We start from the raw sequence: 17,515 nt of genomic DNA, 5'->3' as shown, positions 1-17,515 counted from the left end.
TACGCAACCTATCCCCATGGTAAAACCTCATGCTGAGTTCCCGCCAGGATTTCTGTGGGGTGGGGCGACCGCCGCTAACCAGTGTGAAGGCGCCTGGGATAAAGACGAGAAAGGCCCCAGCATTCAGGATGTGCTTCCCCGCGGCGGGTTCAACCCGCGTACAGCAACTCCCACACCCAACAATCTAAAGCTTGAGGGCATTGACTTTTACCACCGCTATCCGGAAGACATTGCACTTCTTGCCGAGATGGGGTTTAAAGTATTCAGGTTCTCTATCGCCTGGTCACGGATTTTTCCGCACGGTGATGAAACGGAACCGAATGAGGCTGGTCTAGCGTTCTACGACGGTCTGCTCGATGAACTCGAAAAATACGGTATTGAGCCTTTAGTGACCATTAGCCACTACGAGACCCCTCTGCACCTTGCCGAGAAATATAACGGGTGGGTGAGCCGTAAGCTGATTAGCTTCTACGAGCGGTACTGCCGGGTGCTGTTTGAACGGTACGGGCACCGGGTAAAGTATTGGCTGACTTTCAACGAGATTAACTCAGTCCTTCATGTGCCGTTTATGTCAGGGGGTATTAACACCCCCAAGGAGCAGCTGACAGAGCAGCAGCTATACCAGGCGATTCACCATGAGCTAGTCGCTTCAGCACGGGCAACCCGGTTAGCACGCGAACTTGCCCCGGATGCGCGTATTGGGTGCATGATTCTGGCGATGCCTACCTATCCGCTCACCCCGAGCCCCGATGATGCGCTCGCAGCCTTACACGCTGAGCAAGCCAACTACATGTTTGGTGATGTGCATGTGCGCGGCGCCTACCCCGGCTATTTTATGCGTCAACTGGCAGATAAGGGTGTGCAGCTTGAGATCACGGAGCAGGACCGGCAGGATCTGAAGAACACAGTTGATTTCGTATCGTTCAGCTACTACATGTCTACCTGCGCCAGCGGCAACCCGGCACGCGGGGAGCGTGAGGCAGGCAATATGCTCGGCGGGGTCAGTAACCCGCACCTGTCGGCTTCGGAGTGGGGCTGGCAGATTGACCCGGTGGGGTTGCGCATCGTGCTGAACCAGTACTGGGACCGCTGGCAGAAACCGCTCTTTATCGTGGAGAACGGTTTAGGGGCTCGCGATGAGCTGGTGGAGGCCAACGGCGAGCTGACGGTGCTGGACGACTACCGTATTGAGTATTTGCGTGCACATCTGCTGCAGGTTCGGGAGGCTATTGCAGACGGTGTGCAGCTGCTCGGCTATACGACGTGGGGCTGTATCGACATGATTTCAGCCTCGACGGCACAGATGTCAAAACGCTATGGTTTTGTGTATGTGGACCGCAGCGACGACGGCTCAGGAACCTTGGCCCGGTACCGTAAGAAGTCCTTCGACTGGTACCGCCGTGTGATCGCCTCCAACGGGGCCGAGCTGTAGGGTATCCAACAATACACAAACAATCCCGCATATTTACTCATTAGTCAGGGCTCTTATATTGCCTTCACATTGATTAAGTATGCGGGATTGTGCGCTTATGGGGTGGTTATGCCTCGACGGAGGCAACGATAATGAACGCACCGGCAATCACGGCACCGGGATGCAGGTTTTGCGCCGTCTCCGCAGGAAGAGCAATAGCCATCGGCACTACTGATTCTCCCAGAACATACCAGAATTCCCTCCCGGTCAGCTCATTGGTGCGCAGCTGCGCACTTTGAACAACCGCCGCGAACATTGCTACCGAGCTTGCCTCATCCCCCGTGGCATCCCCGCTGTGCAGCGCCAGAAGCCACGGTGATTTCAGATGTTTCGCGTCTAGGGTAAGGCCATCATGCTCGGACTGGGCCTGCTGATACTCATCCTCCGAAGCATAGACCACAACCTCAGCGCCAAGAGCGGCGGGTCGTACCGTCACCTTATTCGGCTCGGTCAGGGTAAGGGCCGTGGGGTTATCCACATACGCGAGGAAGCGGCCTTCACGGTCTCCGCTCTCCAGAAGGTCAAAGTGCGCCAGGTTATGCGAGACACGGTACCCCTGCGCCGGGTAAGCGTGTGGGCTCTCTAGGTTCGCATCAGTGTATTCCGTGCCGTCTTCCGCCCTGCCAAAAGCCACCTTCGCGCCGGACGGGTCGGTGTACACGCCCCAGGATGCACCAGCGGGGTCATCAATCACAGGAACATTTCGTCCCGCTAGGCGTTCACGGGTCTCAGCGACGCTCTCATCAATACCGATCGCGTGCAAATCTGGTTCTGTGCTCATCTGTTTTCCCCTTCTAGTAGCGGGTTTTCGTGAAAAGTTCCTTGGGCAGCCTCAGCCCATCCGCACCATATAACGCGTGCGCCTAATAAGTATTTCCGTCTCGTTTAGTCTACCTGCATATCGTGCAGGCTGGTTGAAACAAATTCCCACCAGGTGGGGGTTAGGCCAGCTGCCGCTGCGGTGCGTTGTGACAGTATGTGTGATGGGCTTGTCCCGTAAAACGGCAGGTACCCTTCTGCAAGTACAATACGAGTCACCTCACGGATCATTCGTGAAGCCAACCCGTAGTGCCGAAATTCTGGAAGCACGTCCACACCTATTTGACGCATGAGCGGTGAGTCATCGCTTGCACCTACCAAAGCTATCGGATCGGTTGCCTCTGTCTCCACCCCGTATGCGGCTAGTACTGTTATGTCGGGGCGGCGGCAGCTGAACCCCAGGGCGTTTGCGTACCGGGCATCCCCGCGAAAACGCTCGCACTGTTGCGGGGTTAAAAACTCAAACCGCACCGGCAGCTTGGTGCCCGCAGTATCTTCCGGGCTGGTTTCGATAGCTGCCGCTGAAGCATTGGGGGCGGTTACAATAGTGTGCTCCCCCGTGACCTGATCGTATAGTGCATGGCGAAGAGATGCGCTATCAACACGACGCATCATGCCGATCCCTGGAACAGCACATTTCACTTCCTGAGCGGGAAGATTTTCGGGTACTACTGACTCCAGCAGCGCACGCGTGGGCGTGTAGTAGATGCTGGTTCCGCTCACCTGCTGGCTGTAGGGGGTCAGAAGCTCGTTAAGCTGGCGTAGCTGGGCGTAATCACCCAGCCAGTTTGGGTTATCCCCCGCCATATACTCGCGGGCTTTTTCAAGCACCCGCGGGTGCTTTGCGCACAATAGCCCCACCCCGGCATAGTTAGCGACTCGTAGTTCCCAAATATCGTCGTTGCGGCGGCGGGATGAGCCCATCTTATCCGCTGGCAGCTGCAGCTGCGCGAGTAGCCCTGTCCCCTGTCCGTGAGCCTTAGCGACTGAACCGTGCGGCAAACAAAAATCGGCTTCTAACTGGGCGGCGATCATATGCCGGGCACGGTCACGTGTGGTGACGGCACCACGTGCATGTGCAGCGTTCACAGAACCTCCTGGATAAAACGGCCGGTGTGTGAGGAAGCGACCCCAGCCACAGACTCGGGGGTTCCTTCGGCAATTACGGTACCCCCGCCATCGCCGCCTTCCGGCCCCATATCAATAATCCAGTCAGCGCATTTAATCACATCAAGGTTATGTTCAATAGTGATAACAGTGTTGCCCTTATTGACAAGCGACTGCAGAACCGCCAGCAGCTTCCGGATATCCTCAAAATGCAGCCCAGTAGTCGGCTCATCCAACACATAGATAGAACGACCATTAGAACGTTTCTGCAGCTCGGCCGCCAGTTTCACACGCTGCGCTTCACCGCCCGACAATGTAGTGGCAGGCTGCCCCAACCGGATATACCCTAGACCAACATCCACCAGGGTATTTAAATGCCGGGCGATAGGGGTAAAAGCCGCAAAAAATTCGGCGGCTTCCTCTACCGGCATTTCAAGCACATCGGCGATGGTTTTACCCTTGTAGTGCACTTCAAGGGTCTCACGGTTGTAACGTTTGCCATGGCAGGTCTCGCACGGTACATACACATCCGGCAGGAAGTTCATCTCAATCTTGAGCGTGCCGTCGCCTGAACAAGCCTCGCACCTGCCGCCTTTGACGTTAAACGAAAAACGCCCAGGGGTATACCCCCGTATTTTTGCCTCGTTTGTTTCGGCAAAAAGCTTACGAATATTATCAAATACGCCCGTGTAGGTTGCGGGGTTTGACCGCGGGGTGCGCCCAATCGGGGACTGATCCACATGAATCACTTTATCAAGGTGTTCAAGCCCCTCAATTTTCCTGTGGCGCCCCGGCACTTGTTTCGCGCCGTTGAGTTTATTGGCCAGTGAGGTGTACAGAATGTCGTTCACCAGAGTGGATTTCCCCGACCCAGACACCCCAGTGACGGCGGTAAAAACGCCCAACGGGAAAACCACATCCACATTCTTGAGGTTATTTTCGCGCGCACCGAACACTTTCACACGTCGTTTCTTATCCACCGGCCGGCGTGTTGTAGGTACCTCAATCTCACGGCGGCCCGCCATATAGTCACCCGTGATCGAGCGCTTATTCTTGAGGAGCTCATCGTATGTGCCTGAGTGCACCACCTGTCCCCCGTGCTCACCTGCGCCGGGGCCAACGTCCACTATCCAGTCTGCCTCACGCATGGTATCTTCATCGTGCTCCACCACAATCAGGGTATTGCCCATATCCCGAAGCTTCGTCAGGGTGTCAATCAGGCGCCGGTTATCCCGCTGGTGCAGGCCGATGGACGGCTCATCCAACACGTAGAGCACACCAACCAGTCCGGAACCGATCTGGGTGGCTAAACGGATGCGTTGCGCCTCGCCGCCGGAGAGCGTGCCAGCGGCGCGTGAAAGGGTCAGGTAATCAAGGCCCACGTCCAGCAGGAATTGCAGGCGCGCGTCGATCTCTTTAAGCACCTGCTCGGCGATTTTCATTTCACGCTCGCTAAGGGTCACTCCGCGCATGAACTCTAGGGCTGTGCGCAGGGGCAGTTCGGTTACTTCCGCAATGGATTTCTGCCCGACTTTTACCCCTAGGATAGTGGGATTCAGACGCGCTCCGCGGCAGCTGGGGCACGCCACCTGACGCATGTACTGTTCGTAGCGGTCACGCGCGAAGTCTGACTCAGTCTCTGCATGTTTGCGTTTAATGTAGGCTTTGACCCCTTCAAATCCGCTGGTGTAGCGGCGTTCGCGCCCGAATCGGTTACGGTATGAGACTTCGACTTTAAAATCTTTTCCGCTCAGGATTGCTTTCTGCACTTTGGCGGATAGCTTATTCCATGGGGTGTTAAGGTCAAACCCAAGTTCTTCACCCAGACCGGCGAGCAGACGTAACCAGTACTCGGTGGTTGCTTTGCCCTGTGACCAGGGCGCAATAGCGCCTTCGCCGAGGCTCAGCTCGGGGTTGGGAATCAGCAGCTCTTCGTCCACTTCGAGACGGGAGCCGATACCGTCGCACGCTTGGCAGGCACCGAACGGGGAGTTAAACGAGAAGGCGCGCGGCTCAATTGTGTCGATTTGCAGGGGGTGGTTATTGGGGCAAGCTAGGTTTTCGCTGAAACTGCGGGTACGCTTGGGGCTGTCTTCCGCCTCATCTACAAAATCGATAAGTAAACGCCCGTCGGCAAGCCGTAGTGCGGTTTCCACCGAGTCGGTCAGGCGCTGGTTAATGCCGTCTTTAATGACGATGCGGTCAACGACCACCTCGATCGTGTGTTTGTACTGTTTAGCCAGTTTCGGGGGATCGGAAAGCTGCACTGTTTGCCCGTCTACTCGGGCGCGTGAGTACCCTTGGGTTAGCAGGTCTTTGAAAAGATCGACGAACTCCCCTTTGCGTGCAGATACGACGGGGGCAAGCACCTGCACGCGGGTACGCTCAGGGTACCCCATGAGGGTATCAACGATCTGTTGCGGGGTTTGTTTAGTTATTTCTTCACCGCATTCTGGGCAGTGAGCATGCCCTACACGCGCCCACAGCAGACGCATATAGTCGTAGATTTCGGTGATGGTTCCTACAGTAGAACGCGGGTTTTTTGAGGTAGATTTCTGGTCGATAGACACAGCGGGTGAGAGCCCTTCGATGAAGTCTACATCCGGTTTGTCCACCTGCCCTAGGAACATGCGGGCGTATGAAGAGAGCGACTCGACGTATCGGCGTTGTCCCTCTGCGAAAATCGTGTCGAAGGCCAGCGAGGATTTTCCGGACCCTGATAGCCCGGTAAAGACGACCATCGCATCGCGTGGAATGGTAAGGTCTACATTTTTAAGGTTGTTCTCGCGTGCTCCCTGCACACGAATACTGCTTAGATCGTTAGCGCGCGGTGCAGCAGGCACGCTGGTGCCGGGGCGAGGGGACATCGGCTATCCTTCCGTTACTATCGAAATAATATTCTATCAGCCTTTGTCCTGGTCACGGGGTATTTCGATACGGGCGGAAGAGCCTGTGAGAAACTCATACGTTCGTAGGTATGTACAGTGATGCGTGGTTCTGCCCCAAGCTCAAGAGCCCTCAGTACCTTACACGTACCTCCCCTACACTTAAAAGTATGAGTACTTATCCCGAATCCACACTGCTGTTTGAGAATCCTGAATTCACGGTCCGCGCATTGAGCGTTTCTGAGATGGACAATAGCGTCTACCTGCTGACGATGCGCCACTCCGGTGAACAACTGCTCATAGACCCCGCAGATGACTCCGAAGCTCTCTATGCGTTTACCCTAGACGCACTACTGCACGACTGTCCTCATCTTGAGCTGACTGATGCGCAGGATCATCGCGTGCGCGTCATAGAGTCTGAGGCCGATTTTGAGGCGGTGCGGCAACGTGCGATTGGCGTAACGAGCATTGTAGTAACCCACGGGCATTGGGACCATATTCGAGCGATTAACGGTCTTGAGAAGTTCACTGGAGCCATCACCTCAGCTGGCGCGGAGGACATTGAAGCGATTCACGAGCTGGAAGGCTTTAAGGTGGAAGAGTCGCTAATGGGTGGTGAGACATTCGATTTTTACGGCAGTGATACTGTGGTTCGGACTATCTCAGTTCCTGGGCACACCCCTGGGTCGATCGTGTATGTTCTTGAAAGCGTGTGGGAAGATGGTTCACCCGCCACGCTCTTATTTACCGGAGACGCACTTTTTCCAGGTGGTGTTGGCAAGACGGATTCTCGGCAGCAGTTTGGCGAGCTTTTCGCAAACGTCCTGGAGAAACTTTTTGGCGCTTTTGATGACGACACGATTGTGCTTCCTGGTCATGGACGTTCCACGACTCTTGGGGAGGAACGCCCCCATCTGGAGGAATGGGGCGAACGGGGCTGGTAGGAAGTCGGCAGATAATCTGTTGCGTAGTGCGCGATTAGAGTCTAATGCCTAAGTTCTTCTCTATCATGCATCATTGCGCTCCTACCGAACACAAAAAGAAACGACCACGCTACCTTAGCGTGGTCGTTTCTCGATGCGTAGAACACATCTATCACTCAGCTCAAACACAAGCAATCCAAAGATCTATTCAAAACCTACGATTACCTGATGACATAAGTGTATATGAATTTTGGGCGCTTTTTTTGGGGTGTTTTGCCCCGATTGGCAGGCTCATGGCCCATAGACAGAGTTTGTAACCGTTTCGTTATATTCACCCTGTCCATAACAAGGTTTTTTAAGTACCAATTTGATTATTGGCGATTTTTTAGTGACCTAAATCATGTAAATTTTTTGGCGTGTATTCGCCTTGTTCGACGGCCTATTGTGATTCCTTCAAGATTTGGAACCGCCTCTTTCCAGGTCACCATCCCCCGGAAACGCCCGGTATATCGCGGTTTTTGAACCAGCAGTCTAAATTGTCAGTATTTTTATCAAGCTAAGCACAACCTTTAAAAATTCCGATCCAACAACCTGAAAATCAGCAAATTTAAGGTGCCGCACGGTTACAATTGGTCTGTTTTTAGGGGTCTACCAGAGCATCTGAATCTGCGCCCCAAATCCCCTAGTCAATACATGCTCAGCCAATCAATACACATTCTCTTTTGACACCCATTTATTCCCCCGCAGACAGCTATTTTTTCCCGTGGGGAACATTTCAAAAAACCTCATCTGAAAACTACACGTATGTAGTTTTATAAACTGAGCCCCGCATCTGGGGTCATATTCTGACCCAGATGCGGGGCTCACCAGCACGTACGCTGCTGCTACTGCCTCTTAGGAGAGACCAACCATCGTACCGTTTTCATCGAATCCAATGCGCTCAGCTGCGGGGCTCTTGCTCAACCCAGGCATGGTGCGCATCGTACCGCAAATTGCGTACACGTAACCGGCACCAGCTGCCAAACGAACCTCACGCACCGGCAAAGTCCAACCGGTGGGTGCGCCCTTCAGAGAAGCATCTGAAGAGATAGACAGGTGGGTCTTGGCAATCACCACGGGCAGGTTACCGTAGCCCAAATCAGCGAAACGCTTAAGCTGCTTAGCGGCGGCGGGAGCAATCGAAATACCGTCAGCACCGTACACCTTGGTAGCGACCTTCTCCAGCTTCGTTTCCAGCGAGTCCTCAAGGTCATAGGTGAACTTCAGCTCCGAAACATCATCACATGCCTCAGCAACCACATTCGCCAAATCGACAGTGCCCTTACCGCCTTCGGCAACGCCACGGTGAATAGCCACACGGGCACCTGCTTCTTCAGCGATACGGCGAATAGCCTCATGCTCGGAGTCGAAGTCGGTGGGGAACGCGTTAATAGCGACCACAGGCTGCACGCCAAAGTTACGCACAATCTCAATGTGCTTCTTCAGGTTCGCAGCCCCTGCCTCAACATCTGAGGGGCTTTCCTGCAGCATACCGTCGGGAAGAGGCTTACCGGGAACAATCTTGTACAGCCCGGAGTGCGACTTCAAGGCACGCACCGTTACAACCAGAACCGCTGCATCAGGCTTCAGCCCGGAGATACGGCATTTAACGTTAAAGAGACGCTCCGCGCCCATATCAGCGCCGAAGCCTGCCTCAGTAATCACGTAATCCGAATATTCGAGACCAACATAGTCCGCCACGATTGATGAGTTACCGGTAGCGATATTACCGAAGGGGCCCGCATGGATAAGCGCCGGAGTGTGCTCAAGAGTCTGCAGCAGGTTCGGGTTAATGGCATCAGCCAGAATGACTGCCAGGGCGCCGTCAGCCTTCAAATCGGCGGCGGTAACAGCCTCACCATCATAGTTCAGGCCCACAACGATCTTCGCCAGGCGCTCACGCAGATCCTTGAACGAGGTTGCCAGGGAGAGAATCACCATGATTTCGGAGGCGCTGGTAATATCGAACCCGGTCTGGCGGGGTACGCCGTCAATACGTTCACCCAACCCGACTACAACGTTCCGCAGAGAGCGGTCATTAATGTCAATGACCCGGCGCCATTCGATAGCGCGCGGGTCAATGCGTAGGTCGTTCCCCTGGTGCAGGTGGTTGTCGATCATCGCGGCAAGCAAGTTGTGGGCTGCGGTAACAGCATGGAAGTCGCCGGTCAGGTGCAGGTTCAGCTTCTCCATGGGCACGATCTGAGAGTAGCCACCGCCAGCTGCACCACCCTTAATACCGAAGGTGGGGCCCATGGCGGGCTGACGCAGGGTGAGCATCGCCTTGCGTCCGGTCTGTGCGAAGCCCTGGGCCAGTGATACGGAAGTAGCGGTTTTACCTTCCCCAAGCGGGGTGGGGGTCACAGCGGTTACAACAATGTATTTGGAGCCGCGCTTACGTGCGGTCTCCGCGTTAGTGGTTTCGTCCAGAAGAACCTTCGCAACATACTTGCCGTAGGGTTCCAGACGATCCGCATTAATCCCGTTTTCGGCGGCGATTTCGGTGATCGGCTCAAGGGTAGCTGCCTGAGCAATTTCAAGGTCGGAAGGGAAAGGCTTGGTCATCATCGTCCTTTGCAGTTGTAGCCAACAGTTCCTTTCCCATTTTATGCTTTAGCTCACGGATTGTCACCCATCTTTGTCTATGTTCGCAGATTCTCAATGTCTTACTTCCAGGCCCAAGAGAGGGCACTTGCGAGCACGTCAGTGCTGTTAGTGTTCACCTGCCTATCTGTCCTAGGAAAGGACGGAACCGCTCGTACAGACCTCGGGTTGCTTTTTCGACACGTTTCTTTGTGCGCGCATACGCGCTCTTTGTAGCACCAAACCTGCGTATTTTTGGCAAGATTTTTGGGAAGTCAGTTCCAGTTGTCTTGAATTCTCCTGTCTCAAAGGCCCTGTCCATAAACAGTTTGGTTTTTTCAGGGTTTAGCTTCTCATTTTTGATCAGCTCTTGCTCTTCGTTTTCACGGATTCCAGAGGCATAACGGATTAGTCCTTCAGCCGTATCGGTGTAAGCATCTGGGTTCTTTACCACTTCTTCTACATATCCCTGAATAATATCCTCACTGGGGCGTAACTCGGGGTTTGCATGTACCGCGCGGTTGATGGAGCGGCGAATGGTATCGCGTTCCTCCCTATCTTCCGCACCGTGAAGTCGCGCAACGAGTTCCAGGATATAGTCAACGTTCACTTCCTGGTGCTTCACCAAGTCGATTTCAAAAACCAGCTGTTCGAAAGCCTCAACAGTTTTTTGAGCTTCGGCTACTTCCTCGTCAGTTGATGCTGCGAACTCGTCAGGATCCTCTAAAATAATATGCGCTTCGGCAACTTCTGCACGTACATCCTGGTAGGTTCCGGTGTAGTCCTGAAGTGTGTAATCATCAATTAGCTGTGCCTGTTCGTCATATTCGTCGAACATCATGAGCTTATTATGCAGATCAAGTACCTCGCCCAAAGTCTGCACAAACTCCGCTTTCTGCCCCTCGCTAGACAGTGCTAATCCTGTAGCACCAATAGGAAATGATCCAAGCAGTTCAGTAGCTTTTTGAGTGTACTCTGTGTATATCTGTGAGTAAGGTTCAATGAGAGCGGTGCTTGCAGCATTTTTATCGCCGAAAAGCCCAAGCGCCTCATTCGTATTTTCTTCAAGATCACGGAAGCACACGATATTCCCGTAGGGTTTAACAGCGTTAAGGATGCGATTCGTGCGGCTATAGGCTTGCATAAGCCCATGCATGCGCAGGTTTTTATCAACCCACAAAGTATTAACTGTTTTGGAGTCGAACCCGGTAAGGAACATGTTAACCACAATAAGAAGATCAAGCTCACGGTTTTTCATCCGTTGAGAGACATCCTTGTAGTAGTTTTCAAAGCTGTTTCCTTCAAGCGAGAAGCTCGTCCCAAACGTGGCATTATAATCGCCCACAGCGTCTGAAAGCAGCTGCCAGTCTTCGTCGTTCAGATCATCCGTATCGAAGTTTTCCTCACTCATAAAGCCCTGCTGAGCAGCACCTGGTTTTGAGTATATGATGGCTATTTTGAGCGCAGAATCTTCACGAATATCATGACTTGCTATACGTTCTGCCTGCAGATGAGCGAACTGAGTGTAGTACTTACGTGCCGCCTCAATACTGCTGGTCGCTAGAATCGAGTTAAACCCGCGCCGTTGCGTACCTTTATAGTTGTACCCACTCCCCTGGTTAGTTTTCTTAGCATAGTTGGTCAGGATGTAGTCCGCGATAGTGCGGATACGGTCATCAGAATTTAGCAGTTCACGGGTCTGCTCGTCTTCATCACGGGTTTTTCCCTCAACGTCACGGTATTGAGCACTAACATTGTTGTACTCAATGCGGAAAGGCAGCACGTTACCGTCTCCGATAGCATTGACTACAGTATATTCATGCAGACGTTCGCCAAAGAGGCTTTCGGTGGTAGCACCCAGTGCGCCGGTAGAGTTTGCGTCAAAAATTGGTGTTCCGGTAAATCCGAAAATACTGTATTTTGTGAAGCGTTTAGTAATAGCTCGATGCATATCGCCGAATTGGGAGCGATGGCATTCATCAAAAATAATCGCCACACGTTGGGAGTACGCCGGATGTTTTGTCTCGCTCTTAATTAGGCTGTTGAGCTTGTGAATAGTAGTAATGATAATGCGTTTTGATGGGTCACTCAGCTGTGCGTTTAAAATCCGGGTTGAGCTGTTGGAGTTTGCTGCCCCCTTCTCAAAAGCGTCGTATTCTTTCATGGTTTGATAGTCAAGATCTTTGCGATCGACTACGAAGAGGACTTTTTCGACCAGACCCGTTTCAGCCAGTAATTGCGCGGTTTTAAAGCTGGTGAGGGTCTTCCCCGAACCGGTAGTGTGCCAGATAAAGCCTCCCCCTTGGCGGGTACCAATGCGGCGGCGGTCGTTATTGGCAATGAGCACACGGTTAATAATGCGTTCAGTGGCTACGATCTGGTAGGGTCGCATGACCAGAAGCGTACCCTCAGTATTCAGCACACAATAACGGGTAATAATATTGAGGATGGTTCGTTTTGCGAGGAAGGTTCGCGCAAATGGAATGAGGTCGGTAATACGATGGTTCTGTGCATCTGCCCAGTAACTTGTGAATTCAAATGACTCTGTACCTGCCTTAATATTTCGCTCTTGGGCATTTCCATATTTAGCTACCTGTGCGTTCCGCACCGTGTTGGAGTAGTATTTGGTCTGCGAGCCATTACTAATGACGAATAGCTGCACATATTCGTAAAGCCCTAAACCCGCCCAGAAACTTTCTTTCTGATAGCGGTCTATTTGTTGGAAAGCTTCTTTGATGCTTACTCCGCGCTTTTTGAGCTCGATATGCACCATAGGAAGGCCGTTAACCAAGATGGTGACATCATAGCGGTTCATCAGAGGGTGGGTGCCATCGCTGCCCTGCACACTGTACTGGTTGATGACCTGTAGTCGGTTGTTATTGGGGTTCCGGCGGTCTAGAAGCGTAATATTGCGGGTAGTTCCATTATCCCGTTCAAAAGCTATACGCGGTTCTTTCTGGACGCGGTGAGTTTTCTCGGCACGTCCCTCACTTGGTTTAGCAATGTGATCGGCAAGGAGCCGTTTCCATTCATCGTCGCTAAGAGCAAGAGGTTCATTATCACGTGTGTTAAGAAGTTCAATTTGCGTACGCAGATTGGTAAGCAGGTCTTCTTCGGTATGAATGGGTAGATACTCATACCCCTGAGAAATTAGGATTTCGATGAGCCGTTTCTCAAGCTGTGCTTCGCTCTGGTGGGCGCCATTTTTCTCGCGTGGTTCATCGTATTCTGCGATCACGGTTGCATAGTCGGCGTTGACTATGAGCGTGTCAGTGGGGTTAGTAGGCACCGGGTAGTGGGGTACAGTTTCCATACTGAGAGCCTTTCAGCTATTGCTTGTGTTCGGTGGAGTCGGATGCGCGCGGAAATGTGAGCAGACGGTCACGATAGTATTCATACTGCTTACGGCGAGCCTCAATTTCAGCAGGCAACCCTGAGCTAATATCGTTCACGAGGGCATCAAATTTATCGAGAATCTTTACGATGCGCTCCTGCTCAGCGAAGGGTGGAAGAAATATGGGGAATTCCAGAATTTTTTTCTTATTACCACGAGGCATTTTTCCTCCTCGCGAGTTTCTAACATTATAATCCACAAAACGGCTTGTAGTGAGCTGATAGTACAGAAATTTTGGGACTATATCATTCCTATATTCATCTTTAATACGGATAACTAGAACGTCACTTCCGGCTATACCCTCATTGTTAGAAATCCACATTTTCTTAAGATAAGGGCGTATATTCCCAAGGAGAATATCACTTGGAATATACCGGGTACCACTTATCGTGGATAGGCTAGCAGTGCAGCCTTGGAAATCCACGTTCAGATTTTCGACACCCACATATTCAAGAGGTTTCATAAGAGATTTTGTTTTATCCCTAACGTATTGAACCAAATCCCCTAAAATTTCAGACCCCCCCCCACTCAGATTCTCAAAGAGGGAGTTACGATAATACTCATACTGAGCACGACGAGCCGCGAGCTCCGCTTCTAGCTCCTTTTCAAGATCTGCTTCTAACTTAGTGAATTCGTCAAGAATTTCAACAATTGCATTCTGTACTTTAATTGGAGGAAGTGGGACAATATACTCCTTTACTAATGATCCAGAAATTGCTGGGTAGGCGGACCCGCTTTGGTGTTTCTCTACATACTTGTAAAAATTGTTAACGCGAATGATATGATATATATACCCTGGAAGAATCATATTCACGTTAGCTCGTAGTACTAAGTACCCTGTGCTGCATATCTGTCCATCATATTTGCTAGAGACTTTATAAACCCTTTTTAACAATGGGCGGGTTACCCCAAAAAGGACATCATTTTTACGTAATATCTGCTGTGCGCGGCTAGGGGCATTATAACTAGAAATTGTAGATGTCTCTTTAACCTCTATACCTCCAGTTGGAATAGAGGACAGGTCTATATATGTAAACTCTTGCGTTGGATATTCATTCCATTTTATTTTTTGAACGCTTGTAGTAACATCACCAAGTTTTACATACTCCACTCCATCCGGACAAAGTTCAGTCACCAGTTTTTCAATATAGTTAAGCGCTTTAGGGGCTTCTATATCCGAGGATACCTTTGGCATATCTTTTGTTTCTTCGCCCATTTATGCTTCCGTCCCTTCCAGCTCAGCCACGATCGCATCAATCTGGGTGCGAAGCTCAGTCTGACGCACTACGATCTGTTCAATCTGTGCGTTTAACTCACCGATATTGATCTGCTCGCGTGTGTCTTCTGCTTCTACCCAGCTCGAAACAGACAGGTTCGCGTCCTGCTCTAGCAAGGTTTCGTTCTTCACCAACTGGGCAAAATACTGCACATTCTCGCGCGCCCTCAAGGTTTGATAAATCTTCTCGCGGTGCGATTCAAGAAGCCTATTCTTATTACCCACACGCTCAAATTCCGCTGAAGCATCCACAAAAAGCACGCTCGTATCGCGCCGTGTACCCTTTTTGAGAACAATAATGCAGGTGCCAATTGTGGTACCAAAGAAGAGATCGGGCGGCAGCTGAATCACCGCATCAACATAGTTATTGCGCAGTAAGTATTCTCGAATCTTCCTCTCAGCACCACCCCGGTACAATACACCAGGGTACTCAACAATAGCGGCTGTACCATCTTCGGAAAGAGATGACAGTATATGCATGGTGAACGCTAAATCAGACCTTGCCTTAGGTGCCAGCACACCAGCAGGTGCGTACCGATCATCATTAATCAATAAAGGATTTGAGTCCCCTTCCCATTTCGTTGAATACGGTGGATTAGAAACAACAGCTTCAAACGGCTCAAAATCACGGTGTTGCGGTGAAGTCAACGTGTTCCCAAATGCAATATCAAATTTGTCAAAAGGAACACTATGCAACAGCATATTAATACGACACAAATTATAAGTGGTAGGATTCTTCTCCTGACCCAAAAATTCTTTCACGTTTTCTATCCCAAGGTGTTTAGCAAACTTAAGAAGAAGCGCACCCGAGCCGCAAGCTGGATCATATACACGCCCGATCTGAGTCTTACCATCGATTGCTATATGAGCAAGCAGCTCCGAAACCTCTTGGGGTGTATAGTATTCACCTCCACTTTTACCAGCATTTGCCGCATACATACCCATTAGGTACTCATAGGTATCGCCAAAAGTATCGTTGGAATGATCGTGGTAGCTGAAGCCTAGATTCATCTCAGCGATTGCTTTCATAACATTGAAAAGGACGTTATTTCGGGTCTGAATACTTGAGCCTAGAAACTTTTTACTATTCACGTCAAAATCGTCAAAGAGACCAGCGAAGTTCCTTTCACTCTGTGTACCCTTTGTAGATTTCTCAACTTCCTGAAAAACTTCTTCCAGGGTCTCGTTTAAGTTCTCATCGGTGCGAGCCTGTGCATACACATTTTCAAAAAGCTGGCTGGGGAACAGAAAGAAACCACGTTCTTTCACAATCTCCTGAACTACATCAAGGTCGATCTCCAAGTCATCTATCTGCGCATAGTCGAATCCTTCAGCTCCTGCTTCATACTCTGATTGATTGATGTACTCCGTGAGATTTTCAGAAATAAACCGGTAGAACATCATGCCCAGTACATACTGTTTAAAGTCCCAGCCGTCTACCGCCCCACGAAGATCATTGGCAATACGCCAAATAGTACGGTGCAGCTCTGCACGCTCGTTCGCCGATATTGATGCGGCACTGTGCTGGGCTACCTTGACGGTAGAACTAGTTTTTGCAGCCCCTCCCCCAGACAATTTTTCTGCGTCTGAGGAAGCGTCCTTCATCTGCTCAGTCATAAGCGGAAGGGTCCTTTTTCTATTGTTTGTGAGAAATTCTACGTGTGGTTAAGGATCTATATAATCTTTCCTATACCAACCCTTCAAGTATACGGGCGTCTTCTACGCAAATCACCCTTGGCTGTCGAAAAGGTCTAGGGAGTGTCACCGGCGCTTTACCACGCTGGCGACACTCCCTAGGTTGTCACAGAACTATCGTTCGTATCTGTCTCTACATCGTCAGCAGCACCTTGGTCGCGGTACGCTGATCCATTGCCTCATAGCCCTTGGGGGCTTGGTCGATAGGCAGTTCCAGATCGAAGACCTTACCGGGCTCAATCTCACCCTTATAAATCAGGTCAATCAGGGTCGGCAGGTATTTACGAACCGGTGCGGGACCACCTTCAAGATGAACCTGTTTACCAAAGAGCACGTCGGTACCGATAGAGCTGTCGTGGGGCACGCCTACGAAGCCAATGTAACCGCCGTGGCGTACGCATCCGAGGGCTTGGTCAAAGGCCTGCTGAGTACCCACAGCCTCTACAACACCGTGCGCTCCCACCCCGTCGGTAAGCTCTAGAACCTTGGCGATACCTTCTTCGCCGCGTTCTTCCACCACGTGGGTTGCGCCGAACTGCTTAGCCAGCTCTTGGCGCTTGGGGTTGCGAGACATCATGATGATCTTCTCAGCGCCCAGCTGCTTAGCGCCAATAACTGCACCCAGACCAACGGCGCCATCGCCAACTACAACAATAGCCTTACCAGGGCCAGCCTTGGCGGCGTCAGCTGCATACCAGCCGGTTCCCAGCACATCGGATGCCGCCATCAGATGAGGAATCTGCTCTGCGGTAGGGTATGCGGGAGTCTTAACCAGAGTGCCGTCTGCGAAAGGGATGCGGGCGTATTCCGCTTGGGTACCGTTTGAGCGCATACCAATGAAACCATCGCCTGCAGCAATCGCTTTCAGGCACCGTGACGGGTAACCATCCTGACAGGTTGCGCACTCACCGCATGAGATGCAGAAAGAACCAACGACAAAGTCGCCAGGTTTGACGGTCTTAACATCGTCGCCAACTTCAATAACCTCACCGATATATTCATGCCCCATCTGCTGGTGGTCTACAGGCTGCGCACCACGGTAGGGCCACAGGTCAGACCCGCAGATGCAGGATGCGGCAAGTTTAATAATGGCATCCGTGGACTCTAGGAGGGTGGGCATGGGGCGGTCTTCTACGACGACTTTACCGGGTTCTTCCATAATGACTGAACGCATTAGTGTACTACTCACTCTCGGCTAGTTTTAGCGGTTTACTATTGATTGCTGTACAAGACTACGTCCTTCGAGCTGCTCTAGGGCAAGCTTAAACCTTCAAACCCGATATAAAACACATTCTAAATGCGAACCATACCTGTATCACGCAA

At 51.5% G+C, this 17,515-nt stretch carries 10 protein-coding genes; 2 read left to right on the top strand and 8 right to left on the bottom strand.

What is annotated here, in order from left to right; genetic code table 11:
• Positions 1–16: 16 nt before the first annotated feature.
• Positions 17–1,432 (top strand): glycoside hydrolase family 1 protein, encoded by a 1,416-nt coding sequence (locus D8M23_RS02580; protein WP_153274069.1) that lies wholly within the window; start codon positions 17–19, stop codon positions 1,430–1,432.
• A 106-nt stretch (positions 1,433–1,538) separates the two neighbouring features.
• Here D8M23_RS02580 and D8M23_RS02575 read toward each other — a convergent pair whose 3' ends face one another.
• The 3 genes from D8M23_RS02575 to uvrA form a co-directional block, all read right to left on the bottom strand.
• Positions 1,539–2,252: a hypothetical protein gene (locus tag D8M23_RS02575; RefSeq protein WP_126853534.1), complete on the bottom strand. Its 714-nt coding sequence runs from the start codon at positions 2,250–2,252 to the stop codon at positions 1,539–1,541.
• Between the two features lie 104 nt (positions 2,253–2,356).
• Entirely contained in the window at positions 2,357–3,379 is a 1,023-nt protein-coding gene (locus tag D8M23_RS02570; RefSeq protein ID WP_126853533.1) for a GNAT family N-acetyltransferase, read from the bottom strand.
• Complete coding sequence (uvrA, locus tag D8M23_RS02565) at positions 3,376–6,264, bottom strand: excinuclease ABC subunit UvrA (protein WP_126853531.1); 2,889 nt, start codon at positions 6,262–6,264, stop codon at positions 3,376–3,378. The genes D8M23_RS02570 and uvrA overlap by 4 nt, the downstream gene beginning before the upstream one ends.
• Before the next feature lie 188 nt (positions 6,265–6,452).
• Here uvrA and D8M23_RS02560 point away from each other — a divergent pair, with 188 nt between their 5' ends.
• Positions 6,453–7,226, top strand: coding sequence for an MBL fold metallo-hydrolase (locus tag D8M23_RS02560; RefSeq protein WP_126853529.1), 774 nt, complete (start codon positions 6,453–6,455; stop codon positions 7,224–7,226).
• Positions 7,227–8,099: 873 nt separating this feature from the next.
• Here D8M23_RS02560 and D8M23_RS02555 read toward each other — a convergent pair.
• The 5 genes from D8M23_RS02555 to D8M23_RS02535 form a co-directional block, all read right to left on the bottom strand.
• The gene (locus D8M23_RS02555; RefSeq protein ID WP_126853527.1) at positions 8,100–9,812 is read right to left on the bottom strand and encodes a formate--tetrahydrofolate ligase; all 1,713 of its coding nucleotides are present in this window, start codon (positions 9,810–9,812) and stop codon (positions 8,100–8,102) included.
• A gap of 151 nt (positions 9,813–9,963) precedes the next feature.
• The gene (locus D8M23_RS02550) at positions 9,964–13,140 is read right to left on the bottom strand and encodes a type I restriction endonuclease subunit R (protein ID WP_126853526.1); all 3,177 of its coding nucleotides are present in this window, start codon (positions 13,138–13,140) and stop codon (positions 9,964–9,966) included.
• 16 nt (positions 13,141–13,156) lie between these two features.
• Positions 13,157–14,437, bottom strand: a complete 1,281-nt coding sequence (locus D8M23_RS02545) for a restriction endonuclease subunit S (RefSeq protein ID WP_126853524.1) — start codon at positions 14,435–14,437, stop codon at positions 13,157–13,159.
• Positions 14,438–16,114 (bottom strand): type I restriction-modification system subunit M, encoded by a 1,677-nt coding sequence (locus D8M23_RS02540; RefSeq protein ID WP_126853522.1) that lies wholly within the window; start codon positions 16,112–16,114, stop codon positions 14,438–14,440.
• Positions 16,115–16,325: 211 nt separating this feature from the next.
• Positions 16,326–17,366: a zinc-dependent alcohol dehydrogenase family protein gene (locus D8M23_RS02535; protein ID WP_126853520.1), complete on the bottom strand. Its 1,041-nt coding sequence runs from the start codon at positions 17,364–17,366 to the stop codon at positions 16,326–16,328.
• Positions 17,367–17,515 lie beyond the last annotated feature (149 nt).

This window comes from Rothia sp. HSID18067, from assembly GCF_003989445.1.
GTDB classification, from domain to species: domain Bacteria; phylum Actinomycetota; class Actinomycetes; order Actinomycetales; family Micrococcaceae; genus Rothia; species Rothia aeria.
Note: the sequence above shows the minus strand (reverse complement) of the source record. Positions and strands in the feature narration are given on the sequence as shown.

Excerpts from the sequence above, each read along its gene's own strand:
- D8M23_RS02575 (WP_126853534.1), bottom strand. The coding sequence starts at position 2,252 with ATGAGCACAGAACCAGATTTGCACGCGATCGGTATTGATGAGAGCGTC.
- D8M23_RS02560 (WP_126853529.1), top strand. The coding sequence starts at position 6,453 with ATGAGTACTTATCCCGAATCCACACTGCTGTTTGAGAATCCTGAATTC.
- D8M23_RS02550 (WP_126853526.1), bottom strand. The coding sequence starts at position 13,140 with ATGGAAACTGTACCCCACTACCCGGTGCCTACTAACCCCACTGACACG.
- D8M23_RS02535 (WP_126853520.1), bottom strand. The coding sequence starts at position 17,366 with ATGCGTTCAGTCATTATGGAAGAACCCGGTAAAGTCGTCGTAGAAGAC.
- uvrA (WP_126853531.1), bottom strand. The coding sequence starts at position 6,264 with ATGTCCCCTCGCCCCGGCACCAGCGTGCCTGCTGCACCGCGCGCTAAC.
- D8M23_RS02545 (WP_126853524.1), bottom strand. The coding sequence starts at position 14,437 with ATGGGCGAAGAAACAAAAGATATGCCAAAGGTATCCTCGGATATAGAA.
- D8M23_RS02580 (WP_153274069.1), top strand. The coding sequence starts at position 17 with ATGGTAAAACCTCATGCTGAGTTCCCGCCAGGATTTCTGTGGGGTGGG.
- D8M23_RS02555 (WP_126853527.1), bottom strand. The coding sequence starts at position 9,812 with ATGATGACCAAGCCTTTCCCTTCCGACCTTGAAATTGCTCAGGCAGCT.
- D8M23_RS02540 (WP_126853522.1), bottom strand. The coding sequence starts at position 16,114 with ATGACTGAGCAGATGAAGGACGCTTCCTCAGACGCAGAAAAATTGTCT.